Annotated in this window: 17 protein-coding genes; 10 read left to right on the forward strand and 7 right to left on the reverse strand. The window is 65.5% G+C overall.

Annotated elements, in window-relative coordinates:
* The first annotated feature begins 132 nt into the window (after positions 1-132).
* The 5 genes from Q8Q80_RS14255 to Q8Q80_RS14275 all read left to right on the forward strand — a co-directional run bounded on the left by Q8Q80_RS14255 (position 133) and on the right by Q8Q80_RS14275 (position 5303).
* Entirely contained in the window at positions 133-1353 is a 1221-nt protein-coding gene (locus Q8Q80_RS14255; protein WP_305633546.1) for an anti-sigma-factor, read from the forward strand.
* Positions 1354-1421: 68 nt separating this feature from the next.
* A complete protein-coding gene (gene hslV, locus Q8Q80_RS14260; RefSeq protein ID WP_305633547.1) occupies positions 1422-1961 on the forward strand; it encodes an ATP-dependent protease subunit HslV in 540 nt (179 codons plus the stop codon).
* A gap of 26 nt (positions 1962-1987) precedes the next feature.
* Positions 1988-3310 (forward strand): ATP-dependent protease ATPase subunit HslU, encoded by a 1323-nt coding sequence (hslU, locus tag Q8Q80_RS14265; RefSeq protein WP_305633548.1) that lies wholly within the window; start codon positions 1988-1990, stop codon positions 3308-3310.
* An 81-nt stretch (positions 3311-3391) separates the two neighbouring features.
* Positions 3392-3871 carry a disulfide bond formation protein B gene (locus Q8Q80_RS14270; RefSeq protein ID WP_305633549.1) on the forward strand — a complete coding sequence of 160 codons (480 nt, stop codon included), beginning with the start codon at positions 3392-3394 and terminating at the stop codon, positions 3869-3871.
* A 109-nt stretch (positions 3872-3980) separates the two neighbouring features.
* On the forward strand, positions 3981-5303 hold the full coding sequence (locus Q8Q80_RS14275; protein ID WP_305633550.1) for an NAD(P)/FAD-dependent oxidoreductase: 1323 nt from the start codon (positions 3981-3983) through the stop codon (positions 5301-5303).
* Between the two features lie 112 nt (positions 5304-5415).
* On the opposite strand, the gene Q8Q80_RS14280 is transcribed toward Q8Q80_RS14275, so the two are convergent.
* The 5 genes from Q8Q80_RS14280 to gpmA form a co-directional block, all read right to left on the reverse strand.
* Entirely contained in the window at positions 5416-6168 is a 753-nt protein-coding gene (locus tag Q8Q80_RS14280; protein WP_305633551.1) for a molybdopterin-synthase adenylyltransferase MoeB, read from the reverse strand.
* Between the two features lie 27 nt (positions 6169-6195).
* Entirely contained in the window at positions 6196-6657 is a 462-nt protein-coding gene (locus Q8Q80_RS14285) for a hypothetical protein (protein ID WP_305633552.1), read from the reverse strand.
* Positions 6658-6742: 85 nt separating this feature from the next.
* Complete coding sequence (locus Q8Q80_RS14290) at positions 6743-8131, reverse strand: S41 family peptidase (protein WP_305633553.1); 1389 nt, start codon at positions 8129-8131, stop codon at positions 6743-6745.
* Between the two features lie 33 nt (positions 8132-8164).
* Positions 8165-9391 carry a murein hydrolase activator EnvC gene (locus Q8Q80_RS14295; protein ID WP_305633554.1) on the reverse strand — a complete coding sequence of 409 codons (1227 nt, stop codon included), beginning with the start codon at positions 9389-9391 and terminating at the stop codon, positions 8165-8167.
* Positions 9388-10206, reverse strand: coding sequence for a 2,3-diphosphoglycerate-dependent phosphoglycerate mutase (gpmA, locus tag Q8Q80_RS14300; RefSeq protein ID WP_305633555.1), 819 nt, complete (start codon positions 10204-10206; stop codon positions 9388-9390). Before gpmA ends, Q8Q80_RS14295 begins: the two co-directional genes overlap by 4 nt.
* A 266-nt stretch (positions 10207-10472) precedes the next feature.
* Here gpmA and Q8Q80_RS14305 point away from each other — a divergent pair, with 266 nt between their 5' ends.
* From Q8Q80_RS14305 to Q8Q80_RS14325, 5 genes are read left to right on the forward strand one after another with little or no spacing between them, the layout of a single operon-like run.
* Positions 10473-10883: a rhodanese-like domain-containing protein gene (locus tag Q8Q80_RS14305; protein ID WP_305633556.1), complete on the forward strand. Its 411-nt coding sequence runs from the start codon at positions 10473-10475 to the stop codon at positions 10881-10883.
* A 4-nt stretch (positions 10884-10887) separates the two neighbouring features.
* The gene (grxC, locus tag Q8Q80_RS14310) at positions 10888-11145 is read left to right on the forward strand and encodes a glutaredoxin 3 (RefSeq protein WP_305633557.1); all 258 of its coding nucleotides are present in this window, start codon (positions 10888-10890) and stop codon (positions 11143-11145) included.
* A gap of 41 nt (positions 11146-11186) precedes the next feature.
* Positions 11187-11666 (forward strand): protein-export chaperone SecB, encoded by a 480-nt coding sequence (gene secB / locus Q8Q80_RS14315; RefSeq protein ID WP_069038541.1) that lies wholly within the window; start codon positions 11187-11189, stop codon positions 11664-11666.
* Positions 11666-12112 (forward strand): SH3 domain-containing protein, encoded by a 447-nt coding sequence (locus tag Q8Q80_RS14320; RefSeq protein ID WP_305633558.1) that lies wholly within the window; start codon positions 11666-11668, stop codon positions 12110-12112. The genes secB and Q8Q80_RS14320 overlap by 1 nt, the downstream gene beginning before the upstream one ends.
* A gap of 16 nt (positions 12113-12128) precedes the next feature.
* Entirely contained in the window at positions 12129-13121 is a 993-nt protein-coding gene (locus Q8Q80_RS14325; RefSeq protein ID WP_305633559.1) for an NAD(P)H-dependent glycerol-3-phosphate dehydrogenase, read from the forward strand.
* A 17-nt stretch (positions 13122-13138) separates the two neighbouring features.
* Here the strand turns inward: Q8Q80_RS14325 and Q8Q80_RS14330 are convergent, their stop codons facing one another.
* Positions 13139-13621, reverse strand: coding sequence for a tRNA (cytidine(34)-2'-O)-methyltransferase (locus tag Q8Q80_RS14330; RefSeq protein WP_305633560.1), 483 nt, complete (start codon positions 13619-13621; stop codon positions 13139-13141).
* Between the two features lie 52 nt (positions 13622-13673).
* Positions 13674-14381 carry a ComF family protein gene (locus tag Q8Q80_RS14335; RefSeq protein ID WP_305633561.1) on the reverse strand — a complete coding sequence of 236 codons (708 nt, stop codon included), beginning with the start codon at positions 14379-14381 and terminating at the stop codon, positions 13674-13676.
* Positions 14382-14450 lie beyond the last annotated feature (69 nt).

The raw sequence follows: 14450 nt of genomic DNA on the forward strand, positions 1-14450 counted from the left end.
CGGGCGCCTGTCACGTCTGCTTACCGGATCGGCGCGCAGCGCGGAGGGTTTGCGGGGTAAAGTAAAGATCTGTATCGATTTTGTCCAGGCAGTGCCGTTAACCCTTCGGGTTGACCCGATATCTTTCCTCCCGTGGCCTTTTCATTCTTCAAGAAATCACCTGCGCCGCAGGTCGAGACGCGCAAACCCGTGCAGCCCGCCCGCGGCGGCACGGCTTCGCGTCCGCCCCAGAGCACGCCGCCCCAGAGCGGGCCGCGCAGTGTTGCGCCGAGCGTGTCGCCATCGGGTGGCCTGATATCGCTCGACTTCATCTCGCGCGATCCGCTCGAGGGCGCGCGTCGCATGGGCAAGGGCGAGCTGGAAGTGCAGGACGTTGCCAGCGGACTGCACCCGGTGGTCGAAGAGGCGGCGATGCTGTTTGCCAACGGTGACGATGAAGCCGCACTGAGTGCGCTCGAGCGCGCCACCTTCGACGATCTGGGCAGTTCCGCCGAGCAGGTGTGGTCGATGCTGTTCGATCTGTGTCACGCGCTCGGTCGCTGCGACGCCTTCGAGGCGCACGCACTGGCCTACGCCGAACGTTTCGAGCGCTCTGCGCCGACCTGGCCGGCCAGCCCGTCCCGAGGCGCGGCAAATGGCCCCCCAACCTTGACGCTGTCCGGAAAGCTGTGCGAAGCCAGCCGCGCGATGATTGACCAGTTCGACCGCCTCGCTTGCAAAACCCCGCTGCTCAGGCTCGACACCGCACGCGTGCAGGACGTGGACGAAGACGGCGCGAAAATGTTGACCGAGGCGCTGGTGAAGGTCAGGCGCAGCGGCCATCGGGTGGCGATGATCAATGTCACTCATCTGCGGGATCTGCTGGCACCGCGCGTCATTCCGGGCACGGCGGCGCTGCCGGAACAATGGCTGCTCTATCTGGAAACGCTGCAACAACTGGGCGACGAAGCGGCATTCGAGGAATTTGCCATCCAGTATGCGGTGACGTTCGAACAGTCGCCGCCGTCATGGGATGCGCGCTGGGTGTCGGCCACGCTGCTGCCGGCGGCGCCCGAGCCGGTCAAACCGAATGGCAAGCCGGCAGTGGCATTGCAGGGCGAAATCACCGGCGCCAGGCAGGATGCCTTCGCCGTACTGACGGCCGGTGATCATCCGCCGGGTGTGCTCAAGGTCGAGTGTTGCGATCTGAAGCGCATGGATTTCATCAGCGCGGGCCTGCTGTTCAACGTGATCACTGCGGTGCAGGCCACCGGTCGCCAACCGCGTTTCGTCGAGGTGCGTCCGATGATTGCAGCGCTGTTCGTGCTGATCGGCGTCGCCGCGGTGGCGGAAATCCAGCAGCGGCATTTCTGAATCGACCCAACTGGGTCGCTGCCCGCAAGGGTAAAGTACGCGACCTCTCCGCTTCATCAGGATCAGGCATGGAACAATTTCACGGCACGACCATCCTTTCGGTGCGCCGTCCGGGGCAGGTTGCGCTCGGCGGCGACGGTCAGGTCACGCTCGGCAACATCGTCGTCAAGTCTACGGCACGCAAGGTGCGCCGCCTGTACCAGGGCCGCATTCTGGCCGGATTCGCCGGCGGCACCGCCGACGCCTTCACGCTGTTCGAGCGCTTCGAATCCAAACTGGAAAAGCATCAGGGGCATCTGTTGCGCAGTGCGGTCGAACTGGCCAAGGACTGGCGCACCGATCGCATGCTGCGCCGGCTCGAAGCCATGCTCGCCGTGGCCGATCGCGAGTCGTCGCTGATCATCACCGGCAACGGCGATGTGCTTGAACCGGAAGGCGGCATCGTTGCCATAGGGTCGGGCGGCGCATACGCCCAGGCAGCCGCCCGCGCACTGGTCGAAAACACCGAGCTGTCCGCGAGTGACGTGATTTCGAAGTCGCTCGGCATTGCCGGCGATCTGTGCATCTACACCAACCAGAGCCACACCATCGAAGTGATCGAATGGTGATGAATACAGCCGCTTCCAGTCACACCATGACGCCCTCCGAAATCGTGTCCGAACTGGACAAGCACATCGTCGGACAGACGCGTGCCAAGCGCGCCGTCGCCGTGGCGCTGCGCAACCGCTGGCGCCGCGCCCAGGTGGCCGAGCCACTGCGTACCGAAATCACGCCGAAGAACATTCTGATGATCGGGCCGACCGGGGTCGGCAAGACCGAGATCGCGCGCCGGCTGGCACGCCTGGCCAACGCGCCCTTCATCAAGGTCGAGGCGACCAAGTTCACCGAAGTGGGCTATGTCGGGCGCGACGTCGACAGCATCATCCGCGACCTGATGGAGATCGCGATCAAGGATCTGCGCGAGCGCGCGATGAAGGCGTCGCGCACGCGCGCCGAGGACGCCGCGGAAGACCGCATCCTGGACGTGCTGCTGCCGCCGGCCCGCCCGACGGGTTTTGGCACCGACGTGCCGCCGGCGGAAGAATCCGGCACGCGGCAGAAATTCCGCAAGAAGCTGCGCGAGGGCGAACTGGACGACAAGGAGATCGACATCGAAGTCGCGCAGTCTTCGCAGTCGATGGAAATACTGACGCCGCCCGGCATGGAGGAACTGTCCGGGCAGCTGCAGTCGATGTTCCAGAACATGGGCAACCCGCGCCGCAGCCGGCGCCGCATGACCATCGCCGAAGCGATGCGCGTGCTGACCGACGAAGAGGCCGCCCTGCTGGTGAACGAGGACGAGGTGAAGCAGCAGGCGCGCGTCGCGGTCGAGCAGCATGGCATCGTGTTCCTCGACGAGATCGACAAGATCGCCACCCGTTCTGAGCACGGCGGCGCCGACGTGTCGCGCCAGGGCGTGCAGCGTGACCTGCTGCCGCTGGTCGAAGGCACGACCATCAGCACCAAGTACGGCATGGTGAAGACCGACCACATCCTGTTCATCGCCAGTGGCGCCTTCCACCTGTCGCGCCCGAGCGACCTGATCCCGGAAATGCAGGGCCGATTCCCGATCCGGGTCGAACTCGAATCATTGTCGGTGGAAGATTTCGAACGCATCCTGACCGCCACCGACGCCTGCCTGACGCGCCAGTACATTGCGCTGCTGGGCACCGACGGCGTCACGCTGGAGTTCACCGCCGACGGGATCCGCCGGCTGGCCGAAGTCGCCTGGTCGGTGAATGAGCGCACCGAAAACATCGGCGCGCGCCGCCTGCACACGGTGATGGAAAAGCTGCTGGAAGACGTGTCCTTCGACGCCGGCCGGCACGACAGCGCACTGACCGTCGATGCCGCCTATGTCGACGTTCGCCTGGGCGAACTGTCGCAGAGCGAAGACCTTGCGCGCTATGTTCTTTGAGCGCACACCGGTGCGTGCCGCTCTTTCCGTCTTCCCGAGCTTCTGCCTGAAGGTCCGCCTGTCCGTCTACCTGAGCGTCCGATGACCCCGATCGCCCGTACCCGCCTGCTGTTCGTCCTGTCCTACCTCTGTTTCGGCCTTGTTGCCTACGCGCTCTACCTGCAGCATGTCGAACGCTTGGCGCCGTGCCCGCTGTGCATCCTGCAGCGCTACGCCTTTGCCGGTGCCGGACTGTTCCTGTTGCTTAGCGCGTTGTTCGGCGGCGCGCTGTCGCGCAGCGGGTTGTGGCTGGCGGCGCTGGTCGCCGGCGCGGGCGCGGCGATTGCCGGTCGGCATGTCTATGTGCTGTACCACCCGTCGGTCAGCTGCGGTCTCGATCCGGTCGAGGACTTCGTCAACAGCCTGCCGCCCGCGCAGTGGCTGCCCCAGCTGTTCTTCGCCGACGGCGCTTGCGGCGCCAAGCTGCCGCCGATCTTCGGGCTCGACATTCCGGAGTGGTCGCTTGCTTGGCTGGTGGCACTGACGGTGATCGCCGTGCTGCTTTCGTGGCGCCGGCACTGAGCAGCCGCACCGGCTGTTCCATTTGTGCAGCATCCGGACGGGTGTCGAGCACAAGCGACGGTTGCTGATGCACAATCCGCGTGCATCAATCTTTCTGCTTCCGGACACTATGAATCATCAGAAAAAACCCGTCATCGTGGTGGTGGGCGGCGGCGCGGGCGGCCTCGAACTGGCGACCAGTCTCGGCGACCGCTATGGCGAAAAGGGTCTGGCCGACGTGGTGCTTGTCGACGCCTCGCCGATCCACATCTGGAAGCCGCACCTGCACGAAGTCGCCGCCGGACGCATGGACATGCACATGCACCGGCTCGAATACGTCGCCCAGGCGCGCTGGCACAGTTTCGAGTTCCAGCTTGGCCGCATGACGGCGATCGACCGCGAACGCAAGACCATCCACATCGAGGCGGTGCCGGACTTCGACGGTGACCCCATGCTGCCGGAGCGCGAACTCCATTACGACTACCTGGTGATTGCCATCGGCAGCACGGTGAATACCTTTGGCATCCCGGGCGCCGACGAATTCACGATGGCGCTCGACTCGACACACGACGCCGAACGATTCCGGCAGAAGCTGGTGGCCGCCTGCATGCGTGCCGATGCGCGCGCCGAGCGCGGTGAGCCGCACCAGGTGTCGATCGCCATCATCGGTGCCGGTGCAACCGGCGTCGAACTGTCGGCCGAGCTGCGGCACACCAGCAAGGTGTTGCGGGCTTTCGGAGTGCACAGCATGGACCCGCGGCAGGACGTCCGGATCACGTTGATCGAGGCGGCCGAACGCGTGCTGCCGGCGCTGCCGCTGCGCATTTCGGCCTCGGTCGAAGGCCTGCTCAAGAAGATGGGCATCGATGTGCTGAAGTCCGAGCGGGTCAGCGAAGTGAGCAAGGACGGTCTGGCCACGGCCAGCGGCCAGTTCATCCGTGCCGACCTGATGGTGTGGGCCGCAGGCATCAAGGCGCCGAACATGCTTGCCGGTTTCGGCGGGCTGGAATCGAACCGCATCAATCAGCTGGTGGTGGATGATCACCTGACCAGCACGCGTGACCCGGACGTGTTCGCCTTCGGTGACTGTGCGGCCTGCGTCTGGCTGGACGGCGAAGGCACGATTCCGCCGCGTGCCCAGGCGGCACACCAGCAGGCCAGCTATCTGGTGAAGATTTTCGACATGCGCCTGTTCGGCAAGGGCGATCCGGGCCCGTTCAGGTACAAGGATTTCGGCTCGCTGGTATCACTGGGCAAGACCGGCGCAACCGGCAACCTGATGGGCGGCATCATCGGCGGCAGTATGTTCATCGAAGGCCTGGTGGCACGCGTGATGTACCGCTCGCTGTACCAGATGCACCAGATCGCGCTGCACGGCTGGATCAAAAGTTCGATCGACGCGCTGGCGCGCATCATCAAGCGCAGCACGGAGCCGCACGTCAAGCTGCATTGAGGCAGAGGCAGAATTTAAGGGGCCAGGGGGCCGGTGCCTGGTTCGGGCGATGTGCCGAGGTTGGTCTGCCCGACGGCGTCGCTGCGGCGGCGAGTGGGCAGGAACCGGGCGATCAGGTCCGCTGGCCGCAGACTTCGCACGCGGGGTCGCGTGGCAGCGTGATGCTGCGCCACTCCATGCCCAGTGCGTCGAGCAGCAGCAGCCGGCCGGCCAGCGACTGGCCGGTGTGCGCCAGCAGCTTCAGCGCTTCAGCGGCCTGCATCGTGCCGATGATGCCGGTCAGCGGCGCGAACACGCCCATCACCGCGCAGCGCACCTCGTCGGCGTCGCCGCCTTCCGGAAACAGGCAGTGGTAGCAGGGTGCCCCGGCGTCGCGGCTGTCGAACACCGACACCTGACCGTCGAAACGGATCGCCGCACCGGACACCAGCGGCGTGCGCGCCGCCACGCAGGCGCGGTTGATGGCATGGCGCGTGGCGAAATTGTCGCTGCAGTCGAGCACGACGTCGGCCGCCTCGACCTGTTCGCGCAAAGCGTCGCCGGCCAGCCGTGTCTTGAGCGCGATGACCTCGATGCACGGGTTGATGTCGTGCAGCGCTTCTCGCGCCGACTCGACCTTGGCACGCCCGACCGAATGCTGCCGGTGCAGCACCTGCCGCTGCAGATTGGTCAGATCGACCTCGTCATCGTCGGCGATCACCAGCGTGCCGACACCGGCAGCCGCCATGTAGAGCGCCGCCGGGCAGCCCAGGCCACCGGCGCCGACGATCAGGGCACGCGAGGCGAGCAGCCTGTCCTGTCCTTCGATACCTATCGGGTCCAGCAGGATGTGCCGGCTGTAGCGCAGCAGTTGTTCGTCGTTCATTGCAGAAAAGGTTGCGGCCGTGCGGTGTCAGCGGTAATCGCGCAGTTCGGTCGGCGTGTCGTCATGGTCGCCGTGCGGATGGTGCTGCCAGGCCTTGACATAGATTTCGTTCGATTTCTTGATCAGCCGTTCCGGCTGCCGCAGGTTGCGCAGCTGGGTGTCTTCGCAGAAGTGCAGCAGCGCGCGCAGGATGCGCATGACCAGCCCGGTGTCGGTGTGGAAGCCGTGCTGATCAAGCAGCCGTTCGATGCTGCGAAAGCTGTGCTCGGCCAGACTGTACTCGATGGCCAGTGCGCGACCCCGGCGACCGGTGACGGTGATGTTGCCCTGTTCGGTCAGAAAGCGGCTTGCTTCATCGATCCGCTCGTAGCTGCGCAGGCTGAAGCGCAGTTCGCGGTGCTTCATCAGGCCGGCCTGAGGGCCGTAACCCGGCTTGCGCGGGGCGCGGTGTTCGCGACCAAAACGACGCTTGCTTGCATGAGCGGCCATCATTGAGCTCCTCAATCCGGTAGGTCCGACGGTTCGCATGCGGACGCCGGACACGCGGGCCGGACCGCGCAGACGCGGTCGCAGCTCAGTTCTTCTGCATGATCTGCAGGCCCTTCAGCAAATTCAGCGCCTGCGTGAACTGGTAATCGGTCCTGGTCGCAAATTCGAATGGCGCGGCCTGCTTGTCGTCCTCTTCTTCCTTCGCCGGCGCTGCCTTGCCCTTGGCGCCCGCATCGACTGGCATGGCGGGAATTTCCACGTCCTTGTCGTTGTTCAGATGACGGTCAAGGTCGGCTTCGCGCAGACGCAACCCGCTGCTGCCGTTGGCACTTTCCTCGACGACGATGTCCGGCACGATGCCCTTGGCCTGGATCGAGCGGCCGTTCGGCGTGTAGTAGCGCGCCGTGGTCAGCTTGATCGCCGTATTGTTGGTCAGCGGCATGATGGTCTGCACCGAGCCCTTGCCGAAGGTCTGGGTGCCCATGATGACTGCGCGCTTGTGGTCCTGCAGCGCGCCGGCGACGATTTCCGAAGCCGAGGCCGAACCCGAATTCACCAGCACCACCAGCGGCACTGACTTGGCACCCGCCGGCAGGCTCTGCAGGAAGTCGTCGCGACTGCCGCGCAGGTAGTCTTCCGGCGATGCGATGAAGCGGCGCTTCGCGTCATCGGTGCGGCCATCGGTCGACACCACCAGCGCCTTCGGCTGCAGGAAAGCCGCCGACACGCCGACCGCGCCGTGCAGCAGGCCGCCCGGATCGTTGCGCAGGTCGAGCACCAGACCTTTCAGCTCGCCGTCCTTGTAGAGTTTGCCAATGTGCTTGACCAGATCTTCCGCGCTCTGCTCCTGGAACTGGGTCAGCCGCAGGTAGCCGTAGCCCGGCTCGACCAGCTTGGATTTCACGCTCTGCACCTTGATGACTTCGCGCATCAACGTCACTTCGATCGGCTTGGTTTCGCCCTTGCGCGCGATGGTCAGGCGGATGCTGGTGTTCGGCTTGCCACGCATGCGCTTGACCGCGTCGCCGAGGTTCAGTCCCTTGGTCGACGTGTCGTCCAGCTTGATGATCAGGTCGCCCGACTTGATGCCGGCGCGAAACGCTGGCGTGTCCTCGATCGGCGACACCACCTTGACGAAACCGTCTTCCATGCCGACTTCGATGCCGAGGCCGCCGAATTCGCCCTGGGTGCCGGCCTGCAGGTCCTTGAACGCATCCTGGTCAAGGTAGGCGGAGTGCGGGTCGAGGCCGGACAGCATGCCGCTGATGGCCTGGGTGATCAGCTTCTTGTCATCGACCGGTTCGACGTAGCTGGCCTTGACTGCATTGAGCACGTCGGCAAACTGGCGGAGTTCTTCAACCGGCAGGCTGCTGCCGGGTGTCTTGTTCGCATTGGCGGAGAAATTGAGACTGAGCAGCACGCCTGCACAAAGCCCGATCATGATCAGGCCGGTTTGCTGCAGCTTCTTTTGCATCGAAAGCACTCCGCGTATGTATCGGCCGGAAATCTAGCGGGAAACCCATTTCAAGGGATCCAGCGCCTGTCCCTGATGCCGCAATTCAAAGTATAAACCCGATTCCAGAGCCCCACCGCTGCTGCCGATCGAGGCGATGTTCTCGCCGCTGCCGACGCGCGCGCCCACCCCTTTGAGCAGGGCTTCGTTGTTGCCATAGACGCTCAGGTAATGGTCGCCGTGGTCGACGATGATCAGGTTGCCGAAGCCGCGCAACCAGTCGGCGAACACCACGGTCCCTGCCGCCACCGCTTTCACGTCGCCGGCGCCGGCGCGGATGAAAATGCCGCGCAACGGTGTGCCGCCATCGGCACTTTGGGCACCGAAGCGGCGCGCAAGTTCGCCGCTGGCCGGCCAGGGCAGTTTGCCGCGCAACTTCACGAACGGCTGGCCACCATGATCGACCGGCAGAGACTTGACGACCGGACCGGTGTCCGCCTTGTTGCGGGCGGGTTCCGGGTCGTCACCGGGCGGCGCTGCGCCGGGCGCCGGACGTGGCACGGTGCGCGCACTTTTCTTCGACAGGGCTTCGATCAGCCGGCTGAGCCTCGCCTCGTCGCGCTTGAGCGTGGCCAGCTCACGCCGTTCGGTGCGCAACTGGGTGGCCAGTCGTTCGAGTACCTTGCGGCGCACATTGTTTTCGGCAGCCAGTCGTTCGCGCTCGCGTTCGCGTTCCGCCTCCAGTGTGCGCATTTGTTCGAGCTGGCTGTCCTGCTGTGCCAGCAACGCGCGCTGCTGCGTCAGCGCGGCGCGATGGGTGTCCATCAGCGCGAGCTGGCTGCGCGAAAGGCTGCGCAGGTAGTGCAGGTCGCGCGCGCTCTGGTTCGGGTCGGTGCCGGACAGCAGGTGGCGCAGCGCATCGGCTTCGCCGGCGCGCTGGTGGCCGCGCAGCAGTTGTGCAAGCTGTGCCTGCTGGCGCTGCAGCGTTGTTTCGCCGGCGGCGATGTCGGCGCGCGTGCGGGCGAGCGCCGTCTCGACCTCCTTGCGCTGACGGCTGATGTCGCGCAATGCGCGGGTGGCATCCGAGATGGATTTTTCGGAACCGCGCAGTTCGTCGCGCGCCTCGCGGTGTGCGCTTTCCGACTGGTTAAGCTCATCGCGCAGCGCTTCCATGCGCTGCTGCAGCGCCTTGAGCTGTTCCGGACTGGACTGGACCGCGCGTTCAGCCTGCGCGGTCAGCGGCAGCGCACACAGCAGGGCGAGGAGGAACCGGACGGTCACTCCATCCACGGCGGGCGTTGTTCGGTCGGCGCCTCGTCGGTGTCCGGAATCGGTGGCCGCTGGCGCTGCGGAACGGCTCGGCTCTGATTGGCCACGGCGTCGATGGCGGCCTTGATCGCCTCCTGGTCGCCCAGGTAGTAATGGCGGATCGGCTTCAGGTCATCATCCAGCTCATAGACCAGCGGCTGTGCGGTCGGGATGTTCAGGCCGAGGATGTCCCGCTCGGACACGTTGTCGAGGTACTTGATCAGCGCACGCAGACTGTTGCCGTGGGCCACGATGAGCACGTTCTTGCCGGCCTTGATCTGCGGCACGATTTCCGCGCTCCAGAACGGCAGCACGCGCGCCACGGTGTCCTTCAGGCATTCGGTGCGCGGGAAGCATTCGTTCGGCACGTCGGCGTAGCGGGGGTTCTTGCGGTCGAGCCGCGGGTCGTCCTCTTCCAGCGCCGGCGGCGGCGTGTCGTAGGAGCGGCGCCATGCCAGCACCTGTTCCTCACCGAAGCGCTGCGCCGTCTGCGCCTTGTCCAGACCCTGAAGGGCGCCGTAGTGGCGCTCGTTCAGGCGCCAGGTCGGGCGGATCGGAATCCACATCAGGTTCATCTGTTCGAGCGCAACATACAGCGTCTTGTTGGCGCGCTTGAGCACCGACGTAAACGCCATATCAAAGCGGTAGGATTCGCGGGCGAGCAGGCGGCCGGCTTCGCGCGCCTCGATTTCGCCCTTTTCGGTCAGACCGACGTCGGTCCAGCCGGTAAAACGGTTTTCCTTGTTCCAGACGGATTCGCCATGGCGCAACAGAACGAGCTTGTACATGAGGTGGGATCTGTAGGGTGGGATCGGGTCGGGCGCGGCATCCTGCGGCGGAGAGTTGCGCTACTGATTCGTGGTCGGTAGGTGAGCCGCGCGCGCTTGGGCTAAAATCAGCATTTTCCCAGAAAAAGCATTTCGCGGTCCGGTAAAAAATCGACATACCTGCGCGTTTCGATGCGCATCAAATGGTCGGATGCTTCCGTACGACGGCCCGCTCACCCGGGCACGCGACTTCATCCCGACCCCTACACTGGCTGCCCTCAGACTCCATGGACTTCGTAACGACCAACTACATCTGGGCCATCACCGCTTTCATGAGTGGTGCCGGGCTCATCTTCCTGACCATTCGCCAGAAGGTGTCGGGCCCGCGTCTGTCGCCGGCACAGGCCACCCAGTTGATCAACCGCGAAGACGCGCAGGTGATCGACGTGCGTGATCAGGCGGAATGGTCCAAGGGCCACATCAATGGCGCGCGGCACATCCCGGCGGGCGAAATACCGAAACGGCTGGGTGAGCTGGAAAAGTTCAGACAGCGGCCGCTGATCGTGGTCTGCGCCAGCGGCCAGCGCTCGGCGAGCGCCTGCTCGGCGCTGCGCAAGGCGGGATTCGAGAAGGTTTTTGCGCTGGACGGCGGGATCGGTGCCTGGGAACAGGCCAGTCTGCCGCTGACAAAGAAGTGATGCCATGGCACGCGTGCTGATGTATACAAGCGGCTTTTGTCCGTATTGCTCGCAGGCCGAACGCCTGCTGACGAGCAAGGGTGTGACCGACATCGAGAAGGTGCGCATCGACATCGATCCTGACCGCCGTTCCGAAATGATGGAGCGAACCGGCCGGCGTACCGTGCCACAGATCTACATTGGCGATTACCACGTGGGCGGGTGCGATGATCTGCAGGCACTCGACCGCGAAGGCAAGTTAGACCCCCTGCTGCAGGCGTGAGCCGGTTTTTGCAGCCTTAACCCCCAACCGAGAAGCGAAAAATGGCCGAAGAAGCAGTGCAACCCCAACAGCCCACGGGCCCGGTTTTTTCCATCGAGAAGATCTACGTGAAGGACTTGTCGCTCGAAGTCCCGAACGCGCCGGAAATCTTCCTGACGCGCGAAAATCCGACCGTGCAGATCCAGCTGCAGACCGAAGGCAAGGCCGTGCAGGAAGGCGTGTTCAACGTGACGCTGACCGTCACCGTCACCGCCAAGCTCGAAGAGAAGACGATGTTCCTGGTTGAAGTCCGTCAGGCCGGCATCTTCCAGATCCGCAACGTGCCGGCCGAAGACATCCAGCCCATTCTCGGCATCGCCTGCCCGACCATCCTGTTCCCGTACGCCCGCGAAAGCGTGTCGGACGCAGTCAATCGCGCCGGCTTCCCGCCGGTCGTGCTGGCACCGGTCAATTTCGAATCGATCTACCAGCAGCGCACGCAGCAGCCGCCCGAAGGCCAGAACGGCGCCACGGTGCAGTGATGAAGCAGGCCGCATGTGCGGCACTGGTGGCCTTCGTCTGTCCGCTCGCCGTACAGGCGGCGGGCGTCGACTACCGGTCGCTGTCGGACGTTGCGGTGATGTACGACGCGCCGTCCCGGCAGGCGCGCCAGCAGTTTGTCATTGCGCGCCACACGCCGGTCGAGGTGGTGCGCAGCCAGACAGGATGGGTCAAGGTGCGCGAGCCGGGCGGCATGCTTGCGTGGGTCGAGGCATCTTCGCTCGCGCCTGTGCGTATGGTGATCGTCACCGCGGAGCGCGCGCGCATTCTGGTCCGTGCGGAAGACGACGCACCGCTGGTGTTCGAAGCGGAACGCCGCGTACTGCTCGAACCGCTCACCGAAGCCGCGCCGGCAGGCTGGGCGAAGGTGAAGCACCGCGACGGCCAGAGCGGTTTCGTGCGCATCTCCCAGGTCTGGGGGCTGTGAGCCGGGTTTCGCCGAAATGAAGCTGTGCGTGATGGGCGCCGGCGCCTGGGGTACGGCGCTGGCCGTTGCCTATTCGGCGGACCATGACGTGACGCTGTGGACGCGCGATGCCGACCATGCGCTATCGCTGCACAGCTCGCATTCCAACGAACGCTATCTGCCCGGCATTGCGCTGCCGCCTGGCATTGCGGTGTCGTCCGACGCTGCGACTGCGCTGAACGGCTGTGATCTGGCGCTGATTGCGACGCCGATCGCCGGCCTGCGCGCGGCGCTCGAAGCGGTTGCACGCAGCGGAGTGCCCGCCGTGCTGTGGGCCTGCAAGGGCTTCGAAAGTGGCAGCGGTCTGCTGCCGCATCAGGTGGCGCTGGACATCCTGCCCGCGCAGATTTCGCGCGGCGCATTCAGTGGGCCCAGTTTCGCGATCGAGGTGGCACGCGGCCTGCCGACCGCCATCACCGTGGCGAGCGATGACATCGAATTCGTCAGTGCGCTGGTCGCGTCACTGCACAGTCCGCGGCTGCGCCTCTATGCCAACGACGATCTGATCGGCGTCGAGGTCGGCGGGGCGGTGAAGAACGTCATGGCGATCGCCACCGGCGTATGCGACGGGCTTGGTTTCGGCCTGAACGCGCGGGCTGCGCTGATCACCCGCGGTCTGGCCGAAATCGCCCGCCTGGGCGTGGCGCTCGGCGGCCGCAGCCAGACCTTCATGGGGCTGGCCGGCATGGGCGACCTCATCCTGACCTGTACCGGCGACCTGTCACGCAACCGGCGCGTCGGCCTGTTGCTGGCCGAAGGGCGTTCGCTGGATGAGGTACTGACCACGTTGGGCCATGTGGCAGAAGGGGTGCCGACCGCACGCGAGGCGGCCGCGCTGGCCGAGCGCCTGCAGGTCGACATGCCGATCACGCAGGCGGTGGCGGCGGTGCTCGACGGGCGGCTGGCCGCAGCCGACGCAGTGGAAAGCCTGCTGTCGCGTGATCCGAAAGCGGAAACGCCGCCGCTGTAGTCCCGCTGTAGTCTGTTTCACGGCGTCGCCGCGCCGGCGAAGTCGTGCTGGCGCCACGCTTCATAGGCGACGATGGCCACCGAATTGCTCAGGTTCAGGCTGCGGCTGTCCGGCTGCATCGGAATGCGCAGGCGTTGCGCGACCGGCACCGTGTCGAGCAGCGCACCGGGCAGACCGGCGGTTTCCTGACCGAACAGGAAAATGTCGCCGGCGCGGTATTGCGGCGCCGTATGTGCAGTGCGCCCGCGCGTGCTCAGGGCATACAGCCGCGAATCGTCGGGCTGCAGTGCCAGCGCGTCCGACAGCGCCGCCCAGTCCTCATGCACTGTCACATTCACCAGGTCGCGGTAGTCCATGCCGGCACGTGCGAGGTGCTTGTCGGTGATTTCGAAGCCGAGCGGCTTCACCAGATGCAGCCTGAAGCCGCCGTTGGCGCACAGCCGCATCACGTTGCCGGTGTTGGGCGGAATCTCTGGCTGATACAGGACGATGTGGAACATGGGCGTGCGCCGGGTCGGGGAGCGGGATTGTGCCGCGGCGGGGCGGGTGAAGCTACTTCCCGCGCAGCCGTGGCGTGCGCGCCAGCACCAGATTGGTCACCGTCAGCGCGCCGGCCGCCTTCAGCATGCGCGCCACCTCGTGCAGGCTGGCGCCGGTCGTCAACACGTCATCGACCACCGCGACATGCCTGCCTGCTACCTCCGTACGCACCGCAAAGGCACCGCGCACATTGCGCCGTCGCTGCGACCACGCGAGGTCGCGCTGCGGCGGCGTGTCGTGCAGGCGCTCCAGACCGAAGGCATCGAAGTTCAGCTGGCCGATCCGGCCGAGCGTGCGGCCGATCTCGACCGACTGGTTGAAGCCGCGTTCGCGCAGTCGGTTCGGATGCAGTGGCATGGCCAGCAGCAGATCACAGGGCGGCAGGCCGAGCGCGTGGAGTTCGTGCGCGAACCAGTTGGCCAGTGGCAGGCGGGCGCGGAACTTCAGGGCGTGGATCAGGTGGTCAGCAGGTTCCGCGTAAGCCCAGACAGCCAGCGTCGCATCGAAGGCCGGTGGATGTTTCAGGCAGCGGCCGCACACGTCGGCCGTCGGTACCGGCAGCGCGCAGACCGGGCAATGCGCCGCGGGCAAACGCGGCAGCTCGTCATGGCAACCGGCGCACAACAGCGCATCGCCCGATGGCAGGCCGCACAGCCGGCAGTCCTGCGTCAGCAATCGCCTGCTTGCGGCCCGCGCCGCGGCGATCACGCGGTGCAACATGTGCCGGCCGTTTTCGCGGAAAATGCGGGCTTCGCCGTTTCAGCGCCGATGCGCCCGCCAGACTTCACA

The sequence above is a fragment of the Methyloversatilis sp. genome (genome assembly GCF_030698125.1).
GTDB lineage: Bacteria > Pseudomonadota > Gammaproteobacteria > Burkholderiales > Rhodocyclaceae > Methyloversatilis.

Coding starts and splice junctions, on each gene's coding strand:
- Q8Q80_RS14285 (WP_305633552.1), bottom strand. CDS start 6,657: ATGGCCGCTCATGCAAGCAAGCGTCGTTTTGGTCGCGAACACCGCGCC.
- Q8Q80_RS14335 (WP_305633561.1), bottom strand. CDS start 14,381: ATGTTGCACCGCGTGATCGCCGCGGCGCGGGCCGCAAGCAGGCGATTG.
- Q8Q80_RS14305 (WP_305633556.1), top strand. CDS start 10,473: ATGGACTTCGTAACGACCAACTACATCTGGGCCATCACCGCTTTCATG.
- Q8Q80_RS14280 (WP_305633551.1), bottom strand. CDS start 6,168: ATGAACGACGAACAACTGCTGCGCTACAGCCGGCACATCCTGCTGGAC.
- hslU (WP_305633548.1), top strand. CDS start 1,988: ATGACGCCCTCCGAAATCGTGTCCGAACTGGACAAGCACATCGTCGGA.
- secB (WP_069038541.1), top strand. CDS start 11,187: ATGGCCGAAGAAGCAGTGCAACCCCAACAGCCCACGGGCCCGGTTTTT.
- grxC (WP_305633557.1), top strand. CDS start 10,888: ATGGCACGCGTGCTGATGTATACAAGCGGCTTTTGTCCGTATTGCTCG.
- Q8Q80_RS14290 (WP_305633553.1), bottom strand. CDS start 8,131: ATGCAAAAGAAGCTGCAGCAAACCGGCCTGATCATGATCGGGCTTTGT.
- Q8Q80_RS14275 (WP_305633550.1), top strand. CDS start 3,981: ATGAATCATCAGAAAAAACCCGTCATCGTGGTGGTGGGCGGCGGCGCG.
- Q8Q80_RS14270 (WP_305633549.1), top strand. CDS start 3,392: ATGACCCCGATCGCCCGTACCCGCCTGCTGTTCGTCCTGTCCTACCTC.
- Q8Q80_RS14330 (WP_305633560.1), bottom strand. CDS start 13,621: ATGTTCCACATCGTCCTGTATCAGCCAGAGATTCCGCCCAACACCGGC.
- hslV (WP_305633547.1), top strand. CDS start 1,422: ATGGAACAATTTCACGGCACGACCATCCTTTCGGTGCGCCGTCCGGGG.
- Q8Q80_RS14325 (WP_305633559.1), top strand. CDS start 12,129: ATGAAGCTGTGCGTGATGGGCGCCGGCGCCTGGGGTACGGCGCTGGCC.
- gpmA (WP_305633555.1), bottom strand. CDS start 10,206: ATGTACAAGCTCGTTCTGTTGCGCCATGGCGAATCCGTCTGGAACAAG.
- Q8Q80_RS14320 (WP_305633558.1), top strand. CDS start 11,666: ATGAAGCAGGCCGCATGTGCGGCACTGGTGGCCTTCGTCTGTCCGCTC.